The sequence below is a fragment of the Chitinophaga terrae (ex Kim and Jung 2007) genome (genome assembly GCF_900107795.1).
In the GTDB taxonomy this organism is placed as follows: Bacteria; Bacteroidota; Bacteroidia; order Chitinophagales; family Chitinophagaceae; genus Chitinophaga; species Chitinophaga terrae.
Window position 1 is genome coordinate 1 of record NZ_FNRL01000050.1, and the last position, 14,427, is coordinate 14,427.

17 protein-coding genes are annotated in these 14,427 nt (G+C 41.8%); 6 read left to right on the forward strand and 11 right to left on the reverse strand.

Annotated features, from left to right (window positions below):
- The 3 genes from BLV62_RS27430 to BLV62_RS27440 all read right to left on the reverse strand — a co-directional run.
- Positions 1-236: transposase (locus tag BLV62_RS27430; RefSeq protein ID WP_139170424.1), on the reverse strand; the 236-nt coding region annotated here is incomplete at its 3' end.
- Positions 237-298: 62 nt separating this feature from the next.
- On the reverse strand, positions 299-823 hold the full coding sequence (locus BLV62_RS27435; RefSeq protein ID WP_089766221.1) for a hypothetical protein: 525 nt from the start codon (positions 821-823) through the stop codon (positions 299-301).
- Positions 824-1,176: 353 nt separating this feature from the next.
- Complete coding sequence (locus BLV62_RS27440) at positions 1,177-1,389, reverse strand: hypothetical protein (RefSeq protein WP_211118004.1); 213 nt, start codon at positions 1,387-1,389, stop codon at positions 1,177-1,179.
- A 139-nt stretch (positions 1,390-1,528) separates the two neighbouring features.
- Here BLV62_RS27440 and BLV62_RS27445 point away from each other — a divergent pair, with 139 nt between their 5' ends.
- The gene (locus BLV62_RS27445) at positions 1,529-2,305 is read left to right on the forward strand and encodes a hypothetical protein (protein ID WP_089766223.1); all 777 of its coding nucleotides are present in this window, start codon (positions 1,529-1,531) and stop codon (positions 2,303-2,305) included.
- Positions 2,306-2,351: 46 nt separating this feature from the next.
- Positions 2,352-2,564: a hypothetical protein gene (locus tag BLV62_RS27450; RefSeq protein ID WP_089766224.1), complete on the forward strand. Its 213-nt coding sequence runs from the start codon at positions 2,352-2,354 to the stop codon at positions 2,562-2,564.
- An 88-nt stretch (positions 2,565-2,652) separates the two neighbouring features.
- On the opposite strand, the gene BLV62_RS27455 is transcribed toward BLV62_RS27450, so the two are convergent.
- Positions 2,653-3,000 carry a helix-turn-helix domain-containing protein gene (locus tag BLV62_RS27455; protein WP_089766226.1) on the reverse strand — a complete coding sequence of 116 codons (348 nt, stop codon included), beginning with the start codon at positions 2,998-3,000 and terminating at the stop codon, positions 2,653-2,655.
- Positions 3,001-3,247: 247 nt separating this feature from the next.
- Here BLV62_RS27455 and BLV62_RS27460 point away from each other — a divergent pair, with 247 nt between their 5' ends.
- Complete coding sequence (locus BLV62_RS27460) at positions 3,248-3,460, forward strand: SymE family type I addiction module toxin (protein WP_089766228.1); 213 nt, start codon at positions 3,248-3,250, stop codon at positions 3,458-3,460.
- A gap of 44 nt (positions 3,461-3,504) precedes the next feature.
- Positions 3,505-3,966 (forward strand): PIN domain-containing protein, encoded by a 462-nt coding sequence (locus BLV62_RS27465; RefSeq protein WP_089766229.1) that lies wholly within the window; start codon positions 3,505-3,507, stop codon positions 3,964-3,966.
- A 1,797-nt stretch (positions 3,967-5,763) separates the two neighbouring features.
- Here the strand turns inward: BLV62_RS27465 and BLV62_RS27475 are convergent.
- Positions 5,764-6,675: a hypothetical protein gene (locus tag BLV62_RS27475; protein WP_089766233.1), complete on the reverse strand. Its 912-nt coding sequence runs from the start codon at positions 6,673-6,675 to the stop codon at positions 5,764-5,766.
- A 2-nt stretch (positions 6,676-6,677) separates the two neighbouring features.
- Positions 6,678-7,229, reverse strand: coding sequence for a DUF6932 family protein (locus BLV62_RS27480; protein WP_089766234.1), 552 nt, complete (start codon positions 7,227-7,229; stop codon positions 6,678-6,680).
- Between the two features lie 283 nt (positions 7,230-7,512).
- On the opposite strand from BLV62_RS27480, the gene BLV62_RS27485 reads away from it, so the two are divergent.
- Positions 7,513-9,090 (forward strand): SIR2 family protein, encoded by a 1,578-nt coding sequence (locus tag BLV62_RS27485; RefSeq protein WP_089766236.1) that lies wholly within the window; start codon positions 7,513-7,515, stop codon positions 9,088-9,090.
- A 173-nt stretch (positions 9,091-9,263) separates the two neighbouring features.
- On the opposite strand, the gene BLV62_RS27490 is transcribed toward BLV62_RS27485, so the two are convergent.
- The 5 genes from BLV62_RS27490 to BLV62_RS27510 all read right to left on the reverse strand — a co-directional run bounded on the left by BLV62_RS27490 (position 9,264) and on the right by BLV62_RS27510 (position 13,923).
- Positions 9,264-9,947 (reverse strand): hypothetical protein, encoded by a 684-nt coding sequence (locus tag BLV62_RS27490; protein WP_211118003.1) that lies wholly within the window; start codon positions 9,945-9,947, stop codon positions 9,264-9,266.
- Positions 9,868-10,485 (reverse strand): hypothetical protein, encoded by a 618-nt coding sequence (locus BLV62_RS27495; protein WP_146817913.1) that lies wholly within the window; start codon positions 10,483-10,485, stop codon positions 9,868-9,870. The genes BLV62_RS27490 and BLV62_RS27495 overlap by 80 nt, the downstream gene beginning before the upstream one ends.
- A 293-nt stretch (positions 10,486-10,778) precedes the next feature.
- Complete coding sequence (locus BLV62_RS27500; protein ID WP_089766240.1) at positions 10,779-11,051, reverse strand: helix-turn-helix domain-containing protein; 273 nt, start codon at positions 11,049-11,051, stop codon at positions 10,779-10,781.
- Positions 11,052-11,177: 126 nt separating this feature from the next.
- Positions 11,178-12,470 carry a hypothetical protein gene (locus tag BLV62_RS27505; RefSeq protein WP_089766242.1) on the reverse strand — a complete coding sequence of 431 codons (1,293 nt, stop codon included), beginning with the start codon at positions 12,468-12,470 and terminating at the stop codon, positions 11,178-11,180.
- A 190-nt stretch (positions 12,471-12,660) separates the two neighbouring features.
- Entirely contained in the window at positions 12,661-13,923 is a 1,263-nt protein-coding gene (locus BLV62_RS27510; protein ID WP_089766244.1) for a site-specific integrase, read from the reverse strand.
- A 238-nt stretch (positions 13,924-14,161) separates the two neighbouring features.
- Here BLV62_RS27510 and BLV62_RS28710 point away from each other — a divergent pair.
- Positions 14,162-14,427 (forward strand): ISAon1 family transposase N-terminal region protein (locus tag BLV62_RS28710; RefSeq protein ID WP_211118343.1); only part of this gene is annotated, 266 nt, incomplete at its 3' end.

A 14,427-nucleotide genomic window follows, 5' to 3' on the forward strand; every position in this document is an offset into this window, starting at 1 on the left:
GCCTCCAAATCAAGGGCAAGATCAGCGTACATCCGCTTAAGCTTGCGGTTCTCTTCCTCCAGTTCCTTTACGCGTTTCAGCTCGCTGCCCTCAAGGCCACCGTATCGCTGCCGCCATTTGTAAAATGAGGCCGGACTAACTCCGTGTTCGCGCGTAATCTCCTGAACACTTTTACCCGCCTCGAATTCCTTAAGAATCTTACTGATCTGCTCCGGGTTGAATCGTTTACCTTTCATAATACACTGTTAAAGTTATCAATCATTTTTCTATTCTCTAACAGTCTTTTTTTAAGGGAAGCTTACAAGAATGCTGAATTACCTGTAATGGAACCTTCATTAATTGTAATTGTTCCCAAATCTTGGAATTCCCATAACCAAAATATATTTTCAATTGTGGCACTTAAAATACTTAAATTGATAACTCTTTGTAATGCTTGATAGGACCTTGTCAAGGCTGATTTACTCATGTATGTATTCTTCCAAATTATCGTTAAAGATAATTTCATTGCCACACCTAAGATAGATTGGTCTGGCTTGCTATTAGCGGAATAAAATGCTGAACAAGAATCAATTAACGCTGGAACAAAAAATATGGGGTCAAGGTCGGAACAGGCCTCCACTAATTTACCTCGTATTTCATTAGACTTAAGCTTTGCATCCTCATAGGATGTTAAAATTAACGGTGACGAATAGCCCATTAACTGTAATCCGCTACTATAGATATCACTTTGGTTATTATAATCACTAAAAATTTTAGATGAAATTTCTTCCGACTGACGATATAAACGTCCGACTTCTGTTAAAGAGGCTCGACTATTTGTCATAGAGTATTTGCTGTTTTAAATAAGAAAGCAAGCAATTTTTAACAAATCTAATATAACAAAAAACTAAAGGGAATAACTATTCTAATCCAGGCTTAGAATAAAGCTTGTCCTTAAACCTCATAAGTGGCTATATCTTTTCCTACTTTGAGGCAATCTTACGAGGTTATTAGCTAAATATTATATTTGCTCACCGAATTTGTCTTGTTTACCAATAAGCCCTATTTGTATGCTTTCAGATTCATTTTTTATAATTTAACACTCGCCTCGATAAACCAGCGCAAAGCACACTAAACTTATTAACAGAAACACATGCTTTATACACCTCTAATACGGGTTTTAGACGGAAATCATACCTATAATAAGAAGCCAGTGACCAGGTGTTGGTCTATGCCGGTAAACTGACAGAACTCACTTACCGTTACCATATCTCCCCTTTTCTTACCAGTGGCCTTCCTAATCTGCTGAAGGATCTTCCTGGCTGTCCGCTCACTCCTGCCAGTGATATTCATCACATCTTTGGCATAAATCACTATGCGAGTAGGTACTATTTTATGCGAATTCGGCATAATCGGAATGGAAATTTTGCAGGAACGGCTACCGGCTTTAGTTTGGTGGTTGTATTCAAATTTACTGCATCCTGCGCAGATGTGAGCCTGTGAGGCTTGGCTATGAGAAAGCCTTATTGTTAATCCAAAATTGTGTTTTATGGCAAAACAAGGCGGAATTATTCCACTAAAGGGTACGATAGGCAATATCACCTTTTACAAAACGAAAGCAGGGAACTTAGCCAGGGAAAAAGGCGGTGTTGATGGAAGCAGGATCGCCAACGATCCGGCGTTTGTACGTACCCGTGAAAACGGCGCCGAGTTCGGACGGGCTGGTAAAGCCGGTAAGTTACTGCGCACTGCTTTCCGGCCATTGTTAATGAACGTGGGCGACAGCTATGTAACGGCAAGGCTTACACGCTCCATGGTAAAAGTCATCCAGGCGGATGCTACCAACGTCAGAGGGCAACGGAATGTCATTGATGGAGAGGCGGAGCTGCTGAAAGGATTTGAATTCAACGGCAACGCCCGGCTGGGGTCTACAATCTTTGCACCTTTCACAGCCCTGATCGACCGGGTCGCCGGCACAGCCGCCGTCAATATTCCGGCCCTGGATGTCCTGGGTATGGTATCGGCACCTCCTGCCGCAACCCATCTAAAAGTCCGGATTGGTGCTGCCGCCGTCGATTTCGAGGCCGAAGCATTCGAGAATGGCATTGCAGATTCCCAGGACCTGGAAATATTAGCCGGGCCTCCTGTAAACATCAACCTGCAGGTCGCATTGTCGGCAAACAGCACTCACCCCATTTTCTTAGTCCTGGGGATTGAGTTTTTCCAGCAGGTCAACGGCGCCCTTTACAGTTTACGGAATGGAGCGTTTAATGCGCTGTCAATCGTTGAAGTATCAGGTTTGCCTGCAGCTCCAATTGTTCCATAGCATCCAGGTTAATACCTGATTTTGTTTACCCTTTAAACTCGGTTGTATGAAACTTACACAAAGATTTGCAGCCAAAACACCTCCTTTCTTCAGCAAGGTTAGAAATATAGGATTGGTTTTAACTGCCATCAGCGGCGCATTAATGGGCGTCCCTGCGTTACCTGTTATCATTGTAAAGATAGCCGGTTACCTGGCAGTCGCCGGTACCGTCATGAGTGGCGTAAGCCAGGCAGCAGTTCAAAAGGAAGAAGAGGGTTAAAAACCTTCAAAAAGCTTGTCCATTAAGGTGTGGTTACCTATAGGATTTGTTTGGTGTATGTACGGCCTTCGCATCCGCGGGGGCCTTTTTATTTTGTAATTGATTCAAGCTTTGATTTTGCAATAAAAGCATCTATTACGGATAATATATGATCTTGATCCCCCGCTGATAGTTTCTCAATATATTGGAGCTTATCCGTAAGTAAAGGCGGCAGGCTCTTTGAAGTATCCGATTCACTGGTGATATTGCGTATTAGGTAGTCAAGTGAAACATTCAAGACTTCAGCCATCCTTCCGACAACTTCAATAGTCGGCGTAATTACTTCCCGCTCATACTTTCCGATCATATCACCGGTAGTACCTACAGCTTTACCCAATTCACCCTGGGTTAATTTCCTCCGCTTCCTGGATAGGGTTAATCTTTCTCCGAATGACATAAATATTCTGATTTTAATAAAAATAAGACATTATAATAAAGTATAGGCATATCGTTCTATATATTAATACACTTCATAATATAAATCATTTATCCATAATAATTCACATAGGGCATATTTACAACCAATCAGACTTCCATAATTTACAAATCAATGACATAAAAGACTTAAACACGCCTTATTAAACTTGTTTATTTACGCCCAATAAGGTATATTTACATTATAAAACAATTAAAAAATATGCTTTATGAAACGTAAAAACAGAACAGCTAAAATCCACTACAAGAGTGTTCCCCGGGATACTTATTACAAAAAAGTACCGTGGTTGAATCTTTCCGGTGTATGGCTGGAAAAAATTGGATTCGACGTGGGAGATAACATAACCATAGAAGTACAGGATAATTCCTTGGTTATTTCTGTATCACAGAAAGCCCCAAAGCCAGAGCCTTACAGGCTGTAACCAGTTAACCAACCATTTGAAAAACCTTTAGTTAACCCGCAAATATGTTGAATATTTATACCGACACCTCCGTTATAGGAGGCTGTTTTGACAAAGAATTCCAGGAATACAGTAATGCATTGTTTGAAGAATTTAAATCCGGCACCAATAAGCTCATTTTATCAGACGTTGTAAAAGCAGAATTGGAACGGGCCGGGTCAAAAATACTGTATAAACCGGACGAAGTTCCAACCAGGTTCAAAATTGAAATCAAAACAACCCTTAAAGCAGTAAAACTTGCGCAGGCATACATCGAAAAGGGGGCGTTAAGCAATAAGTGCCATAATGATGCATTGCACATTGCCCTGGCCACATTACAAAACGCAGATGTACTTGCCAGTTGGAATTTTAAGCATCTTGTTAACCTAAATAGGATAAAAATGTATAATTCCATTAACTTGCAGTTGGGTTACCGAACCATCGACATTCGGACGCCAAGGGAAATATTAAAACCAGACCTGCCATGAAAAAAAACAAGTCATATGATGCAGTGGCCGAGGCTCGAAGAATTAAGGAAGAAATGAGCCTTAAATACTATGGTAATATCGAACTTTTATTAAAAGACCTCAAAGAAGTAAGAAAGAGGTATAAACTAAGAACTAAAAAGACGCTTTAACCCAAGCTGTTAGCTCCGCAGTTTCCCATACATATTAATCGAAATATCAACTTGACTACCTGCTTTTTACAGCAAGGAGATTGAGAATACTTTTGATTTTATTATCCCAATCCAGGTACCTTTTGGTCACCTGGATTGGTGGGGACGTGGCGTTTAAGAGGGAACGTGCTGACTGGACATTTCCTTTGTCACATATGATACTGGCCGAGCAACAGCAAACTGGAACGCGGCTGGCAAATTGCGCCTGCCAGCCGGGGGAAGCCTGCCAATGCCCAACCGCTCCGATCACCGCTACCAGCAAACCAGGGCTTCCAATAAAAATTTTGACAAAGAAAAAAGGGAAAAAAAGAAAGCCATCTCCCCGGAACGAATTATAAAAAAAGAAAAAGGAAACGGAATAAATGCGTGTGTTACAAAAGCTGACTAACGTGATATCGCTGGTGCAGGATCAAATGTCGAGCCCATATTCTGAAGCTTTATGCCGTAGTCTTTTTCTTTTTTTATAATTCGTTTCGATCTTTGCTTTCCTTTTTTCCATTTTTCTTTGTTCAAATTCAGACATCCGCACCTTCTTCCCTCTGCCTTCGCTCCCTGGATTTACCGGTATGTTCTGTCAACGAAAGCATGGTCCATTGATCGTAGAATTAGAGTGGCCGTCCGCCCCCGCCGCCCTCCGCCCCCGGCCGCTGGGGCGAGAGCTGAACGCAGCCCGGAGCGAAATCCCGAAGCGAAGCCCCGGAGCGCAGCGTAGGGGCAAGCGAGGGATGAGCGTAGGGCAAGTGAAGCGAAGCCACAGCAGGCCGCGCCTTGACCTATGTCTAGCCGGGAGCGCAGCGGACGGCAAAATCAAAAATGAAAGGCCGGGGGCGGACGGCGGGGGGCGGACAAAATGGGCAGCGAAGGGATTGCGGGCCTAGTGGAAGCGCCGCATAGAAAGAAACGAGCAAGACCGGGAGCTGCCCGAGCGCAGGACGAAGGAGCGCAAAAAGGGTGACAGGCCGGAACCCAGCCCCGAAGCGAAGCCCCGGAGCGCAGCGCAGGGGCAAGCGAGGGACAAGTGGAGGACTGGCGCCCTTTTTGCCGACTGAGGCCGGAGCGAGACCTTTTAACCCGCTTAGATCTACGCTTCGATCCAGGTAATCTAATTCCGCTTTTATCTCCTACACCTGCTCAAAAGAATTCCATATGCTGAAGAGTGCGACGCAACGAGGGCCCAATAGAATTTTCAATGCTGGGATCAAAATATGTAATCTGTCAATAATTGCAAAATACGACTTCATATAAAAGTATATCCGGAACAAACTGAAGTTTCACTGAGGGGGAAGGAAGAACAACTAATTCAACAATTTGGAGATCAATACCTTGTGGATGCCTATGTTTTTGAGTTCAAAGTACCTTTTATAGGAACCTCATTCCTTTTTCGCTAGCACCAAGGAATCGACGAATTGACCATCCAAAATCAACGATGGAGGCCCGAAGTTGAAGGCAGACTAAATGGATGCAAAAAGATGGTGTCATTGGAGGAGACGCTATATAAAAGAAATTCGGAAGTCAGGAGTAGCATTAGCAAAACAAATCGTCAAATGGAAGACTGCTGCTCTATTATTTACTGTGCATACAAAAATTTGGTTGATAAAAACAAAGAACATTAAGTCGTTATTTGCAATAGCTCAAACATAGTTCTTTCACTCCCCGTTTTAAACTTGGTCTTGATAACCTGGAGATGAATTTTACAATTCTTATTCAAAAATTGTTTATCATAAGCAATTATTTCTTCTTCAGATAACTCCGGTGAAATATAGCCAGCTATTTTCATTCCCGTTTCGTCAGTTATTTCAAACCTACCTGAGTCCAGTAAAACACCCCGCAAAGTTCCATCGATAACAATTTCAACAGAATTAGTAGTTACTGAAGATACACGGTTGTACCCTTCTTTAACCTTCTCAACTGATAACTGGACATATCTGCTCCCTGACTCAATTTTCAGAATGGAGTCCTCTTCTGCAACCTCCTTAAAGAATTTTTTTAAATTATTCAAACTACGATTAGGAGTATTTACTAATACCCTTTCAAATTGCACGTCACTTTCTGCTGTAGCCTCTATCAATGAAATAACCTGACCTATGGACGTAGCTACATCAATCTCGTCAAACAAGTCTTCAGAGTCAAGTTTACTTAATTCAAATCCAAAGGATCCAGTCGGCAAAGCTGTTAAAAATAGCTCGCTTTGTACAGATCTTTTCGCTTTGCCTCGTTTAGATACATTACCAAATCTCACTAAGGATGTTTGTGTTTTAATAAGCTCCTGAACCGGCTGTAACGTCTTTCTAACAAAAGTAGACTTGATACCTAATGAGCCTTTAACTGCATTTCCACTAAACAACATTCTTATTCTAGGCTCCTGTTGTTCTGTTGGTAAATCAGCAAGTTGCTTTCTTAGGCTCTCGAGTTTTTCTTTGAAGGCAATAGACATAATGGGATGATCTGCTATAAGCTGGAGCATCTTTTCTGTTTCAATAATCTGAGCTTTAATATGTTGTATTTCTCGAGATAAACTCATTGCTATGAATTCAAAAAGGTTAAGGCTTGCTGATCATCAATAGGAGTATTCAAGGGCAACCGAATAATTCCTTTCCAAATTCCATTCCGATTATGCGTAAACAACTGCATCCAATATCTTGTTACCTCAAAGCAGAAATCAGGGTTACACCCATAATCAATTGCATAATGATCAACCTTATATGCCAGTTTTGCTTCCCTTGGTGAACTAAATTCAGGAAACGACTGTAATATCTGTTTTTGTACCGGAATAGGGATGCTATGGTAAAACGTAAGTAAGTCAACATCATTGGGAGCACGTCCTTCAAGTTTCTCAATATCCTCAACAAAAGAACCATCCACAAGCTGAAAGCCGTATAATATTCCATAATTATTAAGCTTCATACGAAATTGCACCAATCCTTTTAAAATTTCTCTCCTTTCTAATGAGGTGGCGAACCTATTGCAAAATTCAACAATTGTACAGACATACGGCGACAGGTCTGTTTCTAGTACCGGATTTCCTAAATGGGGCGGAAGCACATTATTGTGATCGAAAGGGGGAATCGGAGCCATTACGAATTCATGTGGTTAGGTCTATAATTTTAGGTTAGGCTTGGTAAATATATTGAATTTTAACACCGAATGACATCTTACAATTCAATTTATTGGCTCACTGCATATTATACGTTAAGGAAAAATGGAAAAAAGGAAAAAAATTGTCAAGAAACCCAAAATAAAATGGCAATTGGACCTATAAAATAGCCGTATTACATTAATAATATATAAAAAAAACATATTTCTAATATCAACAATTATAATTAAATTGCTTCGCACCCTAACAGACTATTCCCTATATATGGAAGACATAAAACAAAAACTAAAAGACCATTTAAGCCAATTTTCAACGAATCCTTATTTGTTTGTTGGTTCGGGCATGTCCAGAAGATATTTGAATCTTCCCACATGGATAGACCTATTGAAACAATTTCATGCCATATCGAAGTTGGAATTATCATTTGAGTACTATCTTTCTTTATCTCAAGGTAAAATGCCCAAGCTGGCGTCCGTAATTGGGAATGAATTTCACAAAGTCTGGTGGAATGATTCTAAGTTTAAAAAAAGCGTTGAAAAATTTTCTAAGGAAGCTTCGACTGATATTCCTTTAGCACTGAAAATAGAGTTATGCGAATATCTAAAAAAAATAGAACAACAAAATTCTGAGTATAATGAGGAAATTGAACTTCTGAGTCGTGCAGTCGTTGATGGAATCATTACTACGAATTGGGACATGTTTCTAAATAAAGTATTCCATGATTATAAAGTTTATGTAGGACAACAAGAGTTATTATTTTCTGAATCCTTCTCTGTTGGGGAAATATTTAAGATACATGGATCTATAGATAAACCAAGCTCCATAGTGGTTAATGAAGAAGATTATAAAAATTTCAATTCAAAATATGCATATTTAGCAGCGAAGCTTTTGACTATATTTGTCGAACATCCAGTGTTCTTTATGGGCTATTCACTTACAGATGAAAACGTGATAGAAATATTAAATTCCATTATGAATTGTGTTGACAATGGAAACGTAGAGAAAATAAAAGATCGATTAATATTTGTGTTGCGCTGCAAAGAAAATGAGGAGCCATCATTTCAGGATAGTCAAATGGTATTAAGTCAGGGAAAAATAATTCCAATAAAGATCTTAAGACTGGATTCTTTCCTTCCTCTATATGAAGTGTTAGCCAATTTGAGGCAACGACTTCCAGTAAAACTACTGAGAAAGCTTAAAGAGTCGGTAGTTGAATATGTTAAAAGCCATGCTCCTACAAACAAAGTGTTTGTAGGAGACATCGATGATACAACGGAATTATCCGACATTGAATTCGTAATTGGTGTCGGTGTAGCAAGCCAAGCTTTAAGTTCGCAAGGGTATAAAGGTATAAAATCAAGGGATGTTATTGAAGATGTGATCTTTAACAATAAAGGATATGTGGCAAAACTGCTAATCGAAAACACGCTCCCTGAAATTACGAAAGGAAACGTGTTTATACCTGTTTTTAAGTATTTGCGGGCCGAGAAACTGCTCAATGGAAATGGAACTTTAACTGCGGCTGCAGCATCTCAATTAAGCGGAAAAATTCGCCTCAAACCAGACTTTCCCAAATGTTGCGAACCAGATTATAATTATTCAAAGAAAAAAACATTTGTCAGAAGTACATATCAAACCGTAAAAGGGATTATTTCCGCATGTGACACCACTCATGCAATGTTGTATATTCCGCTTCTCGACAAGCGTAATATTGACCTTGATGACTTAGAGGAATTTCTCAAATTGAACTTCGAAGATAAAAAGGTTAGGGAAGCTACAGTATTCAGGAAGCTTGTGTGCCTATATGACTATCTGAGGTATGGTTTAGATCCAGGAATATGACTCCTTACTCTCGAAATTTCTACCTAGTCCACAAATGTCGACCAGGTAGAAATCATTCTCATACACTATACCAGATAAGCAAAGATCTACTCAATCAATTTTATAAAACGCGATTTCTTTGACAGGCCGGCACCAATTCTATTAAAATTTAGTAAAAGCAATTTTCGGCGTAGTTATTTGCGTTTATCTTTAGTATTGATATCAAATATTACTAAATTAAACATCGCCCGCATCCTACTCCGCAACCTATTTCCATAAGCCTCCTCCAACTCCTGGCTATTCAAGTTGGTGGTAATGTGCGTAATCATCTTATGGGAGATCCACAGGTCATACCTGGAGAGTAGAATTTCCGCCATCACATTACAACTATTCCCCCAGTGATTCACCGGTTGCTCAACTCCCAGGTCATCAAAGCAGTGAACCCGTGGTATATCGCTATAGGGGAAGAAAGCATTCCTGCTATACCTGCTGATTACGTCGTATCCGATCTTACTGAACTCAAAGCTGATTTCCCTGCATGAAACCATGTGCGGCATATAAGCATCTGCTGAAAGGGGCCTCATTAACGTAATTAGGGACGTTTTACCGCATCCAATCTTACCGGTAAGCAGTATCCCTTTCTGTAGGTCCAACCCTTCCGATTTGGCTACTTGCTCATCGCGCAGGAAGTAGGCCAGTAATTTCAGCACTACAGGCCGGTCAACATCTTCGATTTTAAAGGCCGGCCCGTAAACATTCTTACCATGTTCTTCCAACTGCTGCATCAACAAATAATAATCATAAGGGGTCTGAATAGCTCTTGTTTTCATTGGAGTGGAGCCGTCCTGCTCCTGCGGATGATTTGGTATGTTTGTCATTGCTTGTCTGGGTTTGTGAGTGAATATTGAGCATCCATTTATGGGCCGCTGCCTGCCAATCCAAAATCAGGGTTTGGCCTCCCTGGCGCCAGCCGTTTGCCTGGTAATGGTGAAAGAATTTGTCGCCTTCCATCGATGGGTACTGGTGGGCATTAAAAAAGTCCTGTACCTGGGATAGGGTCGGAAGATGCCGGGCATTCGGATCGGAAATTTCCGCGCCGGATGCATCCTGACATGTAGGGGCTTTTTCAGCTTTATCATTTTTATTTTTTTTTGAGGGCGCGAGCCTGTTTTCTCTCTCCTGTTTACTATTGTTTATATGTTTATAAAAGAGGCCCACTTTTGGGCCTGAGTGTGGCCCATTTTTGGGCCACGTATGAGGCTCACTTTTAGGCCACATGTGAGGCCCAATTGTGGGCCATGTATGAGGCCCACTTTTGAACAGGTAACCTTGCTCATTTTGCACCTGGTTTGTTGGTGAGAAGAGGAATAACTGCTGACTTTCTTTCTCCGGCCAAACGCCATTCAAGGGGATCATAGAAACTCTGCTTGGCGCATATGCCAGGCCTGACTGCTGGTAGATTATATAAGCACAGTCATGGAGATGCCGTAAGCACTTCACATAAGTGCTGCGTGAACCTATCCTGGATAAGCTCATTATTTCCTCCCGTACAATCGGAAACGGGCTATAGAAGCGATGTTGATTCCAAACCTGGAAGAGGGCCATGTATAAACTGATGTGAGTGGCGTTCAAACGATCGTCCGTCCGAACCTTTGCAAAAAAGGCGTTCAGATGCTTGATATAATTCGTATGGGCAGGCAGCACCGGCATCAGCGTTTATTCGGGCCCGTTGTAGTCATGAGCTTTTCGATATCCGCATAGTCGTAGAATATCAATCCGCCAACCTTTGTATAGGAAAGGGTGCCATTGATACGCATGTTCTGCAATGTTCCCGATGAAATGTTGAGGAGTTCCTTTACTTCGTAGGACTTTAGCCATTTGCGCGGCTGCGCCGGGTGGGAGGTTATTAATTCCCGGAGTTCAGTAAACAATTCGGCTTTAAAAACAGCCAGGTCTTCGCGTGTTAAGATTTCTGTTGCCATAAAATTTGTGGTTGTTTGTTATGGCAGCAAAAGAATAGGGTTTTCCATCACCAGAACAGTCACGGGGGTTACGCAACCCCCTGTAACAAATTGATAATTAAGGACAAGAATTTGAGATATTTATTTTCATAATGCAACTACACCATCAGCCGACAGGAGAAAATCATGAAAGACGTAAAAATTCCAGGCAAAATAAAACAGCACACTCACGCCTTTGTGGGATACATTTATCAGCTCTCCTAAGATCTCCCGGATTGATTTAGATACCGCTGCACTCTCCTTGTAAAAGTGGCTACGGAGGCTTTGGCTGGAAACAGTGTCCTGCTTGACTGAAGTAAAGAAAAAGGAAAAGAAATCCAGGAGCTCCGTTTTGTTTTGGTTTAGGTAGAAACCGGCATCATACAACAATTTAAGGATGGCGCCCATCTGCGGTACCGAAAAGCGTGTCTGCACCTTAAAGTCTTTCCATCTGTCCAGCTCACTGGATGAAGGGCCGGAAAGAGAAATTATTTCCCTTTCCTTATGGTATGCAATCTCGGCTGCTAACCAGTCTAAAAGTTGATTTTGCAATGAGCTGTGAAGCCTGTTTAAACAGATGCCTGGCTTACCGTGTATCTGGCTTATTTTCTTTTGCAGATAAATGAGGCGACTAAGCCTTTCGCGTGAAGTTGGCAGCAGCTCTATTTCTCTGCCGGTGCGGCCTGTCCAGTAAAGGAAGTAGGCAACGGAATTGAAGTTTAAAAAGTGGAGTTCCGTTTCGATACTCTCAGTTAATTCCTGTCCACGTCGGCTATGGTCCAGGATCTTCTTAATCCGCTTGCTCAGCTTCGTTAAATAGTGCAGGTGGCTGTAGCTAACGAACAGCCGGGAATGTTCAGCACATAGGAGTTCCTCAAATGGCTGGTGTAGAACCGGAACCAATAAGGAATCAACCTGGCCTTCGTCGGCCTTCTCCTGTAACAGTTTCATGGTAGTGGTAAACTCGCCCTGTACCAAATACAGGTAGGCGTCAGGAATTTTACATTCGATATCCATGTGCCTGGGAAACTCTGTTTCGATGAACGACAATATTTCCGCCAGGGTTAAATACAGGAATCTGTACAGGTGCCTCCAGGTGTTGGCCGGCGGTGGATCTGTGCTATTCAGAATATCGCCGGCCTCCAGGTGCTCAATTGCTTGGTCCATCAACTGTATAAGTAAATGTTGATGGGATTGCACATGCCAGTCGGCCTGTTTCTTCTTGCCGACACTGTAAAGCTGCCGGCCGAAGTCCTGCAGGAATATTTCCTTCTGCCTGGTAGCCTCACTGATAACCGCGGATAGGTACTTTGTGTCCGGTTGCTGGTTGTTTTGAGACTGTGTTTTAAGGTCGATTCTAACAAGCTTTTCAAAATAGGATAACAGGTAATGCTGCTGCATGGCAATAAATTTAACTAGCGTCAGATTGTTTGGTGACAGTGGTTATGAAGGATATGGCGACCGGCAGATGCCAGCCATTGCAACAAGGGCCGCAATAAATAATTTTAGCACGTTTCGTATCGTTAATCAAATGTTAATGTCGGATTTGTAATAGTGGGTAACCGTGACGGCTACCCACTAAGATACAAGCCTATGCTACGGCGCTTAACAGCAGTGAATTTGGGATTGACAGGTCAAAAGACGCTTTTAAACTTTTCATGTCCTGGCTTACCTTGGACGCTACTATTTTAGCGTATATCTGGGTAGTCCGGATCGACTTATGGCCCAGCATAGCGCTGACCGTTTCCAGCGGTACGCCGTTGGCCAGTGTTACGGTAGTGGCAAACGTATGCCGGGCAGTGTGAGTAGTCAGGTTCTTGTCGATACCGCATATATCTGCAATCTCCTTCAAATAACCGTTGAAGCGCTGGTTGCTTTTGATTGGTAATAAGACGTTGTTAGCAACACAGTAAGGATGGTTTTCGTACTTCTTCAGGATCTCTTTTGCTACAGGCAGCAGGGGAACGTTTTCACGGCACCAGGTCTTTTCCCTGTTTTTAACAATCCAGTCTTCGCCGTCGAAAAATTTAACCAGGTGATCGCGGGTCAGCAACAGCACATCTTTGTAAGCGAAACCCGTTAAAGCCATAAACAGGTAGGCGTCCCTTGCTTCCTCGAGGCGGGGAATGGAAAATTCTTTGCTATAAATCGTCCTCAATTCATCTACACTTAAAATGTCACGTTCCGGGTTGATGTAGGAGCATACAAAATCCTCTATCGGATTAGCGTTTATCCATTTCCGGCGTACGGCGAGTTTCATTAGCTGCTTGGTATTTTTGATGTACTTCATTGCGCTGTTGTCGCGGAGCCCATCTGTCAGGGTTAGGTAGTCGAAGAAGTCCTCAGCGAAAGCATAGTCGATCTTCCCCAGGGGAATGTCCTTTGCTTTGAAAACACTGGCAATAAAAGTGGATAGCTTGTCTTTGGTGGAGCGCCATTTCTTCATGGTACTGGCCTTCCGTTTTTCCTTATCAACCTTCTGCTGGAATTTTTCATTGTGGAAGTCTACCAGCTCCAAGAGCGTACGTTTTTCCCGGTTGATACCGTTGTAGGAATTTTTAATCATAGTAGCGGTAACCACAGGGTCCAGCGCTTTCAGTTGATTGTAATGCCTGATAAGCTCACTCTTTACATGTTGAAGGTACCTGTTTATTTCTATCGCCTCTGCTGATTTACCGATAATAATGCCTGCTTCTTTGTTGAATTTTGATGGCTCAACTTTGTAGCCCAGGGAAAAGCCGTCCCTTGGAAAGCCGGTAACAGTGAGTCGTACGCAAATGGTTGCTTTACCGTCGGAGTTATTATTATCGTACCGGAGATGAAAAAGGATTGATAATTCTTGACTTACTTTCATGGTCCATAAAGTTTAAGTTCCGATGCTTTGTTTTGGTTTTTTTTGGATTGTTTTACATCGGTTTGTAAGCCTTAAAACCCTTTACTGATAAGCCTTTACCAGAAAAAAGGATACACTAAAATTAAAAATGTTTTGTGTATCCTTTTTTGTATCTATTCAGATTCGTTTGGATCAAGTTAAATAATTGGGGGATTAATATAAAAATAGTTTTTTTGCATTGGATTAGCCAATAAAGCATGTGGATCAGAACTTTCGCAAACTTGTAGAATTGCTGTTACCAGCGGGAATATTAGAGTATTTTGACTTAATAGATTCAAATCAGGACAAAGAAGGTATTCACATATACCTGGAGGAAAAGAATAGCATTCCAGTAGAACATCAACATAAGAAAGCTCACTCTAAAGGATTCTTCTCAGAAGTTGTTATTCAGGATTTTCCCATACGCAATCAGCGCGTCATGTTGCATGCAAAGCGCCGTCGGTGGGAAGTTTTGGAGGATGGGCA

Coding starts and splice junctions, on each gene's coding strand:
- BLV62_RS27460 (WP_089766228.1), top strand. CDS start 3,248: ATGAAACGTAAAAACAGAACAGCTAAAATCCACTACAAGAGTGTTCCC.
- BLV62_RS27480 (WP_089766234.1), bottom strand. CDS start 7,229: ATGGCTCCGATTCCCCCTTTCGATCACAATAATGTGCTTCCGCCCCAT.
- BLV62_RS27435 (WP_089766221.1), bottom strand. CDS start 823: ATGACAAATAGTCGAGCCTCTTTAACAGAAGTCGGACGTTTATATCGT.
- BLV62_RS27495 (WP_146817913.1), bottom strand. CDS start 10,485: ATGATCCCCTTGAATGGCGTTTGGCCGGAGAAAGAAAGTCAGCAGTTA.
- BLV62_RS27510 (WP_089766244.1), bottom strand. CDS start 13,923: ATGAAAGTAAGTCAAGAATTATCAATCCTTTTTCATCTCCGGTACGAT.
- BLV62_RS27455 (WP_089766226.1), bottom strand. CDS start 3,000: ATGTCATTCGGAGAAAGATTAACCCTATCCAGGAAGCGGAGGAAATTA.
- BLV62_RS27475 (WP_089766233.1), bottom strand. CDS start 6,675: ATGAGTTTATCTCGAGAAATACAACATATTAAAGCTCAGATTATTGAA.
- BLV62_RS27445 (WP_089766223.1), top strand. CDS start 1,529: ATGGCAAAACAAGGCGGAATTATTCCACTAAAGGGTACGATAGGCAAT.
- BLV62_RS27465 (WP_089766229.1), top strand. CDS start 3,505: ATGTTGAATATTTATACCGACACCTCCGTTATAGGAGGCTGTTTTGAC.
- BLV62_RS27440 (WP_211118004.1), bottom strand. CDS start 1,389: ATGCCGAATTCGCATAAAATAGTACCTACTCGCATAGTGATTTATGCC.
- BLV62_RS27505 (WP_089766242.1), bottom strand. CDS start 12,470: ATGCAGCAGCATTACCTGTTATCCTATTTTGAAAAGCTTGTTAGAATC.
- BLV62_RS27500 (WP_089766240.1), bottom strand. CDS start 11,051: ATGGCAACAGAAATCTTAACACGCGAAGACCTGGCTGTTTTTAAAGCC.
- BLV62_RS27490 (WP_211118003.1), bottom strand. CDS start 9,947: ATGACAAACATACCAAATCATCCGCAGGAGCAGGACGGCTCCACTCCA.
- BLV62_RS27485 (WP_089766236.1), top strand. CDS start 7,513: ATGGAAGACATAAAACAAAAACTAAAAGACCATTTAAGCCAATTTTCA.
- BLV62_RS27450 (WP_089766224.1), top strand. CDS start 2,352: ATGAAACTTACACAAAGATTTGCAGCCAAAACACCTCCTTTCTTCAGC.